The organism is Paracoccus aerodenitrificans, from assembly GCF_027913215.1.
In the GTDB taxonomy this organism is placed as follows: Bacteria; Pseudomonadota; Alphaproteobacteria; order Rhodobacterales; family Rhodobacteraceae; genus Paracoccus; species Paracoccus aerodenitrificans.
The window spans coordinates 2,691,473-2,703,368 of record NZ_CP115784.1 but is presented as its reverse complement, the minus strand read 5'-3'; the positions used below and the strand labels follow the sequence as shown (position 1 = coordinate 2,703,368).

General features: G+C 52.8%; 11 protein-coding genes. All 11 read right to left on the bottom strand.

All coding sequences use genetic code 11. The annotated features are described in order from the left end of the window. Nucleotides 1–142: 142 nt before the first annotated feature. Nucleotides 143–460, bottom strand: coding sequence for a 2Fe-2S iron-sulfur cluster-binding protein (locus PAE61_RS14610; RefSeq protein ID WP_271113103.1), 318 nt, complete (start codon nucleotides 458–460; stop codon nucleotides 143–145). A 28-nt stretch (nucleotides 461–488) separates the two neighbouring features. Then, the gene (locus PAE61_RS14605) at nucleotides 489–1,985 is read right to left on the bottom strand and encodes an aldehyde dehydrogenase family protein (protein ID WP_271113102.1); all 1,497 of its coding nucleotides are present in this window, start codon (nucleotides 1,983–1,985) and stop codon (nucleotides 489–491) included. 4 nt (nucleotides 1,986–1,989) lie between these two features. Beyond that, nucleotides 1,990–3,669 carry a thiamine pyrophosphate-dependent enzyme gene (locus tag PAE61_RS14600; RefSeq protein WP_271113101.1) on the bottom strand — a complete coding sequence of 560 codons (1,680 nt, stop codon included), beginning with the start codon at nucleotides 3,667–3,669 and terminating at the stop codon, nucleotides 1,990–1,992. Then, the gene (locus PAE61_RS14595) at nucleotides 3,662–4,930 is read right to left on the bottom strand and encodes an NAD(P)/FAD-dependent oxidoreductase (protein ID WP_271113100.1); all 1,269 of its coding nucleotides are present in this window, start codon (nucleotides 4,928–4,930) and stop codon (nucleotides 3,662–3,664) included. Before PAE61_RS14595 ends, PAE61_RS14600 begins: the two co-directional genes overlap by 8 nt. Before the next feature lie 8 nt (nucleotides 4,931–4,938). Further along, a complete protein-coding gene (locus PAE61_RS14590; RefSeq protein ID WP_271113099.1) occupies nucleotides 4,939–5,355 on the bottom strand; it encodes a hypothetical protein in 417 nt (138 codons plus the stop codon). A gap of 9 nt (nucleotides 5,356–5,364) precedes the next feature. Beyond that, a complete protein-coding gene (locus tag PAE61_RS14585) occupies nucleotides 5,365–5,562 on the bottom strand; it encodes a hypothetical protein (RefSeq protein ID WP_271113098.1) in 198 nt (65 codons plus the stop codon). A gap of 23 nt (nucleotides 5,563–5,585) precedes the next feature. Then, the gene (locus PAE61_RS14580; RefSeq protein WP_271113097.1) at nucleotides 5,586–6,152 is read right to left on the bottom strand and encodes a 3-phenylpropionate/cinnamic acid dioxygenase subunit beta; all 567 of its coding nucleotides are present in this window, start codon (nucleotides 6,150–6,152) and stop codon (nucleotides 5,586–5,588) included. A gap of 15 nt (nucleotides 6,153–6,167) precedes the next feature. After that, complete coding sequence (locus PAE61_RS14575; protein WP_271113096.1) at nucleotides 6,168–6,986, bottom strand: SDR family NAD(P)-dependent oxidoreductase; 819 nt, start codon at nucleotides 6,984–6,986, stop codon at nucleotides 6,168–6,170. Beyond that, the gene (locus PAE61_RS14570) at nucleotides 6,983–8,356 is read right to left on the bottom strand and encodes an aromatic ring-hydroxylating oxygenase subunit alpha (protein ID WP_271113095.1); all 1,374 of its coding nucleotides are present in this window, start codon (nucleotides 8,354–8,356) and stop codon (nucleotides 6,983–6,985) included. The genes PAE61_RS14575 and PAE61_RS14570 overlap by 4 nt, the downstream gene beginning before the upstream one ends. A gap of 98 nt (nucleotides 8,357–8,454) precedes the next feature. Next, nucleotides 8,455–10,350 carry a TRAP transporter permease gene (locus PAE61_RS14565; RefSeq protein WP_271113094.1) on the bottom strand — a complete coding sequence of 632 codons (1,896 nt, stop codon included), beginning with the start codon at nucleotides 10,348–10,350 and terminating at the stop codon, nucleotides 8,455–8,457. 87 nt (nucleotides 10,351–10,437) lie between these two features. Further along, nucleotides 10,438–11,430 carry a TAXI family TRAP transporter solute-binding subunit gene (locus tag PAE61_RS14560; protein ID WP_271113093.1) on the bottom strand — a complete coding sequence of 331 codons (993 nt, stop codon included), beginning with the start codon at nucleotides 11,428–11,430 and terminating at the stop codon, nucleotides 10,438–10,440. Between the last annotated feature and the right edge of the window lie 466 nt (nucleotides 11,431–11,896).

Here is an 11,896-nt window from a genome sequence, read left to right as displayed (position 1 = left end):
GGCACTGCCGATCCTATCATTTTTTCAACCCTGAATAGAGAGTTCTGGGTAAGTCTGCCGCCGTTAGCTTAAGCTCGCGCAAGCAGCGGGCATAAGCATATTTTTGTCGGCGCCAGAGCAGATCCTTGCCCACATTAGCTTTCTATTCTTCTTCCGCGACACGTACCGTCATACCGTCCAGATCATCTGTAACTTCGATCTGACAACCTAAACGGGAGTTTTCTTTACGGTTTTCTGAGAAGTCTAACATATCCTCCTCATCATCGACGGGCTCACCAACCTTGTCGAAGAACGCGCCCTCAATATAGACGTGGCAGGTTGCACAGGAGCACTGACCTCCGCACTCCGCGATGATACCGGCAACATTATTTCGGGTTGCAACTTCCATAATCGAAAGTCCCACCTCAGCCTCGACATTTCTTTCCGTGCCGTCAGTCTCGACGAACGTAATATTTACCATAGCAGTATCTTCCATTTTAAGAAGGCAATCAGGCTGTCTGCTCCAGCTTGATCCATGCCGTTTTACGTTTCTGATACTTAGAAAGAGCCTCAAGTGAACGGTCAAAGCCGTTCCCCGATTGTTTCGTGCCAACAAGCGGCGCTGTGATGTCTGCGCCGCCGTAACAGTTCACGTGAACGACCCCCGCCTGTAATTTCCGCACCATGCGGTGGGCACGCGAGATATTTTGGGTCCAGACACCGGACGACAATCCATAGCTGGTGTCATTCGCAAGCCGTACTGCATCCTCCTCATCTCGGAATCGCTGTATAGCTAAAACGGGCCCGAAGACCTCATCGCGAACGACCGGACTGGTTTCGGAAAGCGCCGCAATCACTGTTGGCTTGAAGAAATAGCCATCGCGTTCGATGTTCTCTCCGCCAACAATTACGCTGTCACCAGCTTGCCTGGCGCGATCAACAAATGAGATATTTTTTTCGAGTTGCGCGGCAGTTCCTATGGCTCCCGCTTGCGTTTTTATGTCAAGTGGATCGCCCACAATAGTGGCGTCCGCAGCGGCACTTACTTCTTCCAGAAAGCGATCATAAATACTGTCCTGAACGAGCAACCGGCTTGCAGCGACACATACCTGACCCGAATTGGCAAAGATCGCCCGAGCAGATTGATACGCGACAGACGCCAGATCACCGCAGTCATCGAAAACGATATTCGGGGACTTTCCGCCCAGTTCCAGGTGCACCGGTTTGAAGTTTGAGTCGGCAGAAGAATGTAGTAAGTGTCGGCCTACCTGACCCGACCCCGTGAAGGTCAACACATCCACGTCATCGCTAAGAGCCAGTGTCCTACCGGCGGTTGCACCGATTCCGGTTACAACATTGAAAACACCCGGGGGAACCCCCGCCAAAGATGCCAGTTCAGCCAGCCTCAGCAGCGTCAATGACGCCGCTTCTGAGGGTTTAAGTACCACTGAGTTACCGGCAGCGAGTGCTGGAGCAATTTTCCAAGCACCTATCATCAGCGGGAAATTCCAAGGTACGATGGCACCGACTACACCAACCGGTTCGCGGTGGATAAGACTTAACACTTCCGGGGAGGTGGGGGTGATATCGCCGTTCACCTTATCCAAGGCTTCCGCATAAAAGCGGAAAGTATTCGCCGCGCTCCCCGGCTCCGCGCCAATAGCCATGCCGATTTCGGTTCCATTGTCACGAACTCCCATAACAGCAAGTTGTAGCGCTTCGTTTTCGATCAGCTCGGCGAGGCGGAACAGGATGGCTTTTCTGGCATGTGGTGCCATCCTGGCCCAGCTTCCATCTGAGAAACTGCGTCGTGCAGCTGAAATTGCGGCCTCTACATCTCGCTCTGAGCTATCGATGATAGTTGCAATCTGTCGCCCGGTACCGGGACTAACTACCGCAATCTCTCCCCCGTCATTGCTGACCTGCCATCTGCCATCGATGAAGTTCTGCATCGTACCGATATGGGCTTCACGCAGATTGTTGATTTTCTCCTGATCCAATGCCATGAGATTACTCTCCAAACTTTTCGAAAAGATCGCTGTAGTCTGCCTGTTGTCCACCGCCCATCGGTCGCAAGCGTAAGAGCGGCCAGGGAGCCGCCATTTTACCGACAGGCGCTTCGACCAGTAACGGCCCATTAACCTTCACACTTTCACTAAGAATTTGCTTCAATGATCCCGGGTCAGAAGCCCGAGCAAAGTCGATACCGAACGCACGAGCCAGCTGCTCGAAGTTTGGATTGGCAAGTTCAGTGATATAGTTGCGTCCAAAGGTTGCATTTTGGATTGCATGTACATTCCCGTACAGCCCGTCGTTGAAGATCACTAATGTCACAGGCAGGTTATATCGACGCGCGGTCGCAAGCTCCTGAACAGACCAACCGAAGCCGCCATCGCCTGAGATTGAGAATACGCGACGGCCTCCACCTCCTACAGCCGCGCCAAGAGCCGTTGGAAAACTGTATCCCAACGTCCCCTGATAACCAGGACCGATCAATGTGCGCGGTTGGCGGCACTCAAAAGCAATACGCGCGAGATAGCCAACTTGCGTCAACTCGTTCACGAATATGCCGTCATCGGGAAGTGCTTCGCGCAAGGCTGAGACATACTCCCACAATGTCCCGGTCGCGTGGATCTGAGATAGTGCCCAAGCCTTTATTCTGGACGATTGCTCTGCGTTCATCCCTTCGCGATGCGCAACCGATTGAGTAAGGGCTTCTGCAGCCAAAGCCGCATCGGAAACGATGTCCACAGCCCCGTGTCGCAGTCCACCTAAATCACATGGATCTATGTTTATGTAGATGAAAGTTTTATCGTTTTGCGGCCAGCTTGGCTCTGGCGTCATGATATCCATAAAGCGCGATCCAACTACCAGAATCAGATCCGCTTTCTGGAATAGCGGTCGTCCAGCGAGCGAGTTAAACATCAGCGGATCGGAATCTGGGATTGCCCCACGCCCGTTGTCGCTTGCGATTACCGGCGCACCGAGCTTCCGCGCCAGGGCGAGGATTTCGGCGCCGGCATCAATTGCGCCTCCACCTATGTAGATTACAGGAAAAGACGCTTGATTGATCAGTTCTGATGCCTTTTCAATCAGCTTTTCTTCGGGTGCAGGCGGTTCATCCGGCATTTGCTGCGCTTCTGCAGGCACTTCACCTTTCTCGATCAGCAGATCATAGGGAAGCTCAACTGAAGCAGGGCGTTTGCGTCCGTTCATCGCAGCCGAAAACGCTGCCTGAATAGCGCCGGAAATGCGGTTATGGTCTAAAACGAGTTCATGCGATTTGGTCAAGCCGCGAAGTACACCACTCTGGTCGGGAATTTCGTGCAGATTACCGTAACCCTTGCCGATAGCGTCTGAATGGATCTGACCGACAATAAATATTACGGGAGAGTTACAGGCATAGGCAGTACTAAGTCCGGCAGTAGCATTTAGCATCCCCGGTCCCGGTACTGCCATTCCGACGCCGGGCTGTCCGGTAACACGCGCGAACCCATCCGCCATATAAGTAATCGACTGCTCATGCCGTGGTACGTAGACTGAAATTTCTGATCGGGCGGCGAGCGCGTCGACAGCCCAATCCAGCTGTATTCCCGGAATTGCAAAGAGTGTGTCGGTACCCGCCGAGATCAGGGCGGAAACAAGGGCCTCGCCCCCGGTCATATCGATATTAGTTTTCGGATTATCCATCACGCGTTCCTCGCTGGACTTGCAATTGGGCCGCACGATTCCGCGTCGGAATCGATTTAAGTGGTATTTCTGGATCAGCGAGAGCGGTTGGGTCAGGATCCTGAGCAGATGACAGCCACTTTTTGCCCATCATGTAGGACTTTGGATCATCCAGCGCGTCCACAGCCAAAAGCTTGTCACCCGCGAAGTACCAGACTGACAGCCCGCCATCGCGCTCACCGCGACGTGTTATAACATTATCATAACCGCGGTTAAGGCCAGCTATTTTTAGCGAAATGTCGTATTGATCCGACCAGAACCAAGGCTCCGGATCATATGATGATGTCGCAACACCAAGAATATGATCGGCAACATAATCTCCCTGATCACATGCATTTTGAACGGACTCGAGACGCGTTGGTTCTCCTCGGAAAGGGAGCACTGCGCAATCACCGATCGCATAAATATCGGGATCGAAGGTACGACAGCATTGGTCGGTTACGATGCCGTTATCCGTGGTCAAACCGGCCGAACGGGCTAGGCCATCATTCGCGAGGACGCCGATACCTGCAATTACCAGATCGACACCAACCGCAGACCCATCGCTGAGTTGCGCCATATGCGCACGCCCGTCTTTGGCGATCAGGCGCTCCAATCCGACGCCTTCGCGTAGATCGACCCCGTGCTTCAGATGGAGTACGCGGAACCAATCGGCGGTTTCCGGGGCTGCCACCCGGTTCAGGATACGTTCCTGAAACTCGATGAGCGTCACCTCAAGACCAAGGCCCACAGCCACCGCTGCCATTTCAAGGCCGATATAACCTCCACCGATAATCAGCAATCGTTTTCCGGGGCGCAATGCATCCTGCAAACCATCCGCATGAGCCAGAGTCCGGAATGTATGAACATTGGCAAGATGCCCTCCAACCTCGTCAGGTAGTCTGCGCGGCGTTGCCCCAGTCGCAAGTATCAGCTTGTCATAGGGAAGCTTCTGGTTTTTATCTGTGGCCAGCTTCTTATTGACCCTATCGATGAACAGAGCCTGTTTTCCCATATGTAATGCGATGCCTTGGTCACGATACAACGCTTCCGGGCGTAGATGCAGGCGATCAAGGGGGATTTCTCCCTTGAGGTATTTTTTCGATAAAGGTGGACGCTGGTATGGCAGCGTCGGTTCTTCACCGATAATATCGAGTTTCCCTGCATAGCCACCGGCTCGCAGGCGCAAAGCAGCTGATACGGCGGCCTGACCGCCGCCGACGATAACAACTTTCTCTGTCATGGCAGCTTCTACCTTATCTCGTCGCTGAGATAGTGATCTTCCCACTCACCGATCGATACTTTGACCCGGACTTCCCCCAGGATATCGCATTCGAGTGTTGCAGAACCTGCCGGCTCGCCGGAATTTGCAAGGTTGGCAACCTCGTTCGAGAATATCCACGCGTAGTTTTTTGGTAGACGCCAAACCAACTCCATACTGCCGGGCGTCACCGGCCACAGTCCGACTTTCTCTGGACCACCAGCAGGATGCTCTTCGAGCATCACCTTAGTATCAGTAGAAAAGGCGCCCTCATCATTCAGGCTCAGACTGCCCCCCTGATCAGAGAATTTTTCCAATGCGTCGGCGAAGACCATCAAGTGTTTGGGCTGCCCCAAGACAAGCAAAACGGGATGAAAATCACTCGGCATAAAGCCCATACGTAGCATTATACACTCCTACTCGGGCTCGTGAACTTCGGCGATATCCTGACTATGGACTAGCTCCATGTCATCATCGTCGAAGAGTACATTAAGCCATTGACCGTCCCCCATGTTTTCTTCGACTTTGCCGGTCCGGCCATCATGAAGTTTGATGCCGGCACCTGCGGGAACCTTAAGAAGGTCGGTTGTGGTATTAAGTACGAGTTTTGCCATATCTACATTCCTCCCTTCCGCGATCAAAAGAACGTTGACAGGTTTTTGGCCTGAAGCACGTTCTGGTCCAGAATGATGCGGCGGTGCAGCACCTTCCAAGCGCCATCTACTTTCCGCAGCGTGTCGTAGCGTTTACCGACGAAAGTGTAGGTCTCCGTTTCCACCCGATTCAGATAGGTCAGAAAACGACAGGAGGTCTTTACCTCGCTAGCTTCCGCTGCAGAGGGATCAGCTTCGAGAAGCTGAATATTCGTAAGCATATGCGTGGTGCGTGACAACGGCTCTTCGGCATAGTGAACACCAGTGAGAATTTGTTCGACACGCTTAGTAACGGTCCACTTATCTTCGTTAAACCAGCTGATGCCGTATTCCTCTTTTGTATCTTCGCGCTCTGAGTGTTGACCGAACTTCACATTGTGCCGCATGGGCATGAAGTACCGCAGGTCTTCATGCAGCATGTCGAGCCATTCGTTGAAACGTCGGTTGTCTAGATGTTCGGCTTCATCATAGTAATATTCCTCGATCTCGCGCCGTAGCAAATAGTAGTCATCATCACGCTGGATGCGCTTTGTCTCGACAATTGCGTCCATCTTGCTTCCTCCTTGTCATGCACGTCTCGGCAGTGGTGTCGACGACCCCTGATGCGCGAAACATCCTACATCAATGATTGTGCCCGAGATGGCTGCGGCTTCTTCTGACAACAAAAAGCGGACTGCCCCAGCCATGTCAGAACCGTTCATGATGCGTCCTGCGACAGTACCGATTGCTTTGGACTGTAGTTTTTCCTGATCGCCTGCGACCCGCCCAAGACTCATGCCCGAAATGATGCCGCCGCCTCCAGGGATCACGGTGTTGACGGCGACCCCGTCAGCAAAATGATCCAGAGCCATAGCCTTGGATAGCGCAACGAGACCACCTTTACTGGTTGAATAGGCCGCCATATTGGGCTTCCCCCAACCCGCACCGGACCCGATATTTACGATGCGTCCCCCGCCACGCTCCCTCATATGAGGAATAACGGCCCGCGCCATAAGATACGATCCTTTTAGGTTTACCTCCATAATACGCATGAATAGGTCCGGCTGGGTATCGAGAATGGTACCCAAAGGTCCGATGGCAGCATTGTTCACCAAACCAAAGATTCCATCGCCATATTCCAGCGCCTTCGAGACGGCACGCTCAACATCGGATTCGCTCGTTACATCCCCCGCAACAAACTCTGCGCTCAGACCTTCGGCTTTGACCGCCGAATTCAGATCCGCAACAGAGGCTTCGGCCACGCTGGAAACAGGCGCTTTTTCAAGGCCAAAACCCACCACACGGAAACCTGAACGCGCCAGATAGAGAGCCATCTCATGGCCGATCCCGAAAGTGGCTCCCGACACGATTACGGTTTTTTCCGGCTTTTCTCCCGCCGTATTCATTGCGCAGCCATAGTTTCGACAAATCGCTCGTCATCACCACCTAGCAACACGTCCCAAGGCTGCATATCCAGGTGATCTGCCCAACGGCGATAGAAGCCCACGGCCATGTGTTCGGTCACCTGCTGCGAAACATCGCCCCTAACCTCGATCCCGTTAACAATCGGATTCAACTGACTAGAGCCCATGGACTGGGAGTAGTTGAAGTTGTGGCGTCGCGCGATGGTGCCCATAGACGCATTGGTCGCGTAGAGCCAGTTTTCCATGTCATCCTGTTCGGTCATGCCTGCAGGACCTGAATAACGCATGTAGTAGCCGCGCAGAAAATCTTTGATCTTTGCCGGAGCATCAGCGTCCACTAGGAAGAAGCGCCAACCTTCCGTTTCATTCGCGCTGTGGGGGTGCCATGTGCAGAGACTGCGGGGCTGACGCCCGTGATAGGACGTGTTCGGGAAGATAGTACCGACGAAAGGCAAGAACCGGGCCTGCTCGCCTAACCGACGCTTACGTTCCTCATGACAATGACGGAAGTAATCGGCGATTTCCGGGTCATTTTTGAAGGCATCAACGAATTCATAGCCTTCCGGCTGAACAGCCGAGTGCACTCCATGTCCAGCGGGAAAGCTGCACCATACATGCTGAGCCTGTTCCAACTCGTTGTCACGGCGACCTTTCACTCCCTCCAGTGCCGAGGGGCCAATCCCGATCATATCGACAGACCGATGGCTTGGATTATGATAGGTGTCGCCCAGGAAGTTCTCTGCAGCGAACTTCCAGTTTGCCGGGAAAATCCATTTATGCACACCAATCACCTCGGATCCGCCGGGGCGGCCGTCTCGGCAATCCAGAGCCTGATCAAGGTGAACCTTTACATCGCCCAGATACGTCATGAAGTCTGGCGCTTCCGGATCCCATGTTGCCCAGATCGTTCCCTTGTAGTTATGAAGCTTGGCAACTTCGATCAGCGACCACTCATCCCGGTCAAGGTTCCCATCGTAAAGCGCTTTATAAAGCGGGATCCCTCGGATGCGTCCATCTGTTGTATAAGTCCACGAGTGGTACGGACATGTAAATAGCGATGTATTGCCAGATTCATATCGGCAGACCTTCATGCCGCGATGACGGCAGCTGTTGAGGAAAACATGAATCTCACCAGCCTTGTCGCGGACCAGAATTACCGACTCTTCCCCCATGCGCGACGTAAAGAAATCGCCGGGATTTGGGATCTGAGATTCGTGTCCGACGAACAACCAAGCACGAGTAAACAGCGTCTCCAGCTCGCGGCGATAGACTTCCTCACTGACATAAATTTCACGGCTGATCTGACCCCGGCGCCAATCAACATAGTTAGCGGCCTTTTGCATATGGGACATCGCGATTCTCCTCCGACAGCTTGATTTTATCTAGCCATATAAAGTTAACATGTTTACTTGTTTGTGTCAATGAGACAGCAACTCGTTGACACAACGATTCAGGTTTCTGTCGAGGCTTTCTGTCGTATCTGGCTTGTCTGCTTTGAAATTATCATCGCCAATAGGATCGCGGCGATGGTAGCCGCAACGGCCGCGATACTGGCAGAACCGAAAATTGCAGTGGCTGACATGACGGCCAATCCCAAAACCATGATGAGTTTGCCATAAAGCCAGCTTGGCACGCCGATGATGGGCGATGGCAACATCGACAGTTTGAGTAGATAAGAGCCCGCTAGAGCGTTAGATGCCACGATAGCAACTTCAAGCATGCTGCCATCCAGGAGAAGCGCAGGATTGAAGGCCCAGACAAATGGCAGGACGTAAGCGACAATCCCAATCCGCAAACCCAGAAAGCCTGTGGACCACATATTCGCTTCGGCCAACCGTGCCGCGACGATACTGCCGATCGCGATCGGTGGCGTAACCATGCTCATCAGGCCGAAATAGAGAAGGAACATATGCGCCGCCATGGGTGCAACGCCGAGCTCGATCATCGTCGGTGCAACAACCGTGACAAGGACGATATAGACAGCGGCCGTCGGCATACCCATACCGAGGATAATTGCGACAAGCGCCGAAAGCAGAAGCAGTGCGAAAATGCCGTATGCACTTGCCATGTGAGTCAGCGCCAGGGAAAGTTGAAACGCAAAACCCGTCGAGTTCATCAGGCCGATAATGACACCTGCGGCCCCACCAATTAGCAGAAGCGGAGCAAGCTCTCGTCCGAGTGAAATCATTGCCGAGATCAGTACGGGTACATCAAACTTGAAACGAATCTTGATCGCATAGACCACGAGCATCATGCCAGAGGAAATCAAAGCGCAAAGTCCGGGGTTAAATCCCGTAGCGAACAAGAGATATAGCAAAACCCCGATGGAAATTAGTATCTCCCATCCACCTTTAAGTGTTTCACGAAAGGAAGGGATTTCTGATCGACCCAGACCTTGAAGTCCGTTTGCGGTCGCCAGTGCATCGACTTTGAAAAACAAAGTTAAAAAATAGAGAATGGCAGGAATGGTTGCGGCTTTAACGATGTCTGAATACGGCACCTGCAACATCTCGGCCATGATGAAGGCGGTAGCTCCCATGATCGGCGGGGCAATCTGGCCACCGTTCGAAGCAACAGCCTCAATAGCAGCCGCCTGAACCCGCGTCATACCGGTCCGGATCATCATCGGAATCGTGAAGATCCCCGTCGACATGATGTTCGCAACTGTAGAACCCGACATGGTCCCAAAAAATCCGGATGCAACAATAGCGACCTTGGCCGGTCCACCGCGACGATGGCCGACGGCTGAGAGCGCGAGGTTGTTGAAAAAGGTCATTCCGTTTGCGATCTCAAGTACTTTACCGAAGACCATGAACGGCAGCACAAGCGTTACAATGACCGTAATGACCAGGCCAGGAACACCGTTGCTGTCCGCATAAAGATACATGATCGTGCGTGTCGGCGCGAAAACCGAGGCCTGCAGCATGCCGGGAACCATGTCTCCGAAAAAGCCGTAGGCAGCGATGACCCACACCAGGGCTGCGATGATTAGCCCCATCGTCTTCCGAAGGCCTTCAGCCAGCGAAACCAATGCGATGGCACCGGGTATCCACATATCTGGTGTACGGAAGGCCATCGTGACCATCCACTCTCTAAAGTTCCACGCGTACCAGAACCAACAAAATGCGGCGATGATCGCGATGATTACGTCGATCCAGATGTAGCGCTTGAAGTAGGGGTGAGACAGAAGTCCGGCACATACTGCTATTCCAAGCATGATTGCCACGACCTGCTGCGTGACAAGGCCCATGCCGAACATTTGTGGAACATTAAGCGCCCATAATACACCGATAACCGGGCACAAAATAAGGCACGACGTCAGTATGACGTCTTTGATGCGATCCATAGCTGGCTGCTCCTTGAGAAGCGAGTTTGCTGCATCCTCGGATTGCTTCCGAACAACCGTCCGAAAGCAATCACCCATTGATACAGATCAGAATTTGCTCTGGTTTTCTTCATGAGCATCCGTCCATACACCCACCTCTTTGTAGAAGCGGATTGCGCCCGGATGATACGGTATCGATGAAGAGCTCAACGCAATTTCATTCTGGTCGATGCTGCGAAGCTGTCCCATACTCTCCTGCAACTTACCCCAGTTTTCATAGAGTGTTTTTGCAAGAAGATACGCATCTTCTTCAGACATTTCGGAGCTTGCTACGAGCAACGTATCGTAAGAAACAATATCGGTGTCGCCGATTATGAAGGGCCGCTGTGGGTCCTCTTTCGCGACGTTTCCGCCTACTCCGACAACTGCTGTTCTAAAGAATTCGTCGCTTCCTTGACTGCCATTCGCAACGATCCTTAGTCCGCCCGACACCGACGCCTGAGATTCCAGCAGGACGGGCATTGAGGTTGCAACAGGGGCTGCATCTGCACGCCCTTCAACCACAGCGCTGATCCCATCCATCAGGCCGCCGCTGCTCATGAAATCGACCTCTTCGAGACCCAAGCCGCCAGATTGGACAATCGCTTTATTGATTTCGGTCAGTGCCTGAGATGCCGGCATGTCGCCCATTATGCGCTTTCCGGCAAGATCATCAGCAGTGATGATCCCTGAGTTGGCTTGAGTGATGAAAGCGTAGGGAATGTTCCACACGCTCGCGATTGCGCGAAGTCTTGTAAGCTCCTGTGGATAGTCGCTGCTTCCGGTATAGGCGAGGCTCGAATCTACCGTAGACGCCAGACCCAGCGTCATGTCACCCACTTCGATGGCGGGCAGATAAACCGACGAACCTGCAAACGGCTGCGCCGTTGATCTGATCCCCAGTGTTTCCTGAAATAGCTTCGCAAATCCGCTGCCGATCACGAAGAATGATGACCCTGACGGGTTCGTACCGATCGTGATATTGTTAAGCTCTGCTTGAGCAGGTTGTTGAGCTCCGATCACGGCAAAGATCGACGCGGCTGCCAAATAACTGAATTTCAAGGGTAGCCCTCCCTAAGCTATATGTCCCATTCAATAAACATGTTAACTAATTTTTAAGGTCTGTCAAACAGGAAAGAAAAATTGTCGCGAAAGTACTCAAAAAGCATCCGGGCCTGGCGTTGCCGTGCAAGCTTGCCTGGATATGCATACAAGGAGAGGAGGATCAAGAATCTATGAATGATTTCAGATAGAGACGCACAGAGAGCCAGTTTCAACGAGCCGCCAGTCAAGAGGAAGACCACCAGTTCGTCCGCTATCCTACAAGCCTCCGATCCCATCTGGCTATACGTACGGATGCTTCAGCGCCTTGCCCACAGCACTATCGATTCGCCATTCTGTCTGTTAAGATATTCAGGTGCTTTCAAGCTATCGAGCGACTATGCCCACGAAACGACGGCATGATTTGATTGCTGTCGGGACGATCAGTCTCGACAAAACAACTTGGTAATGCCAGCAACGCGGGCGC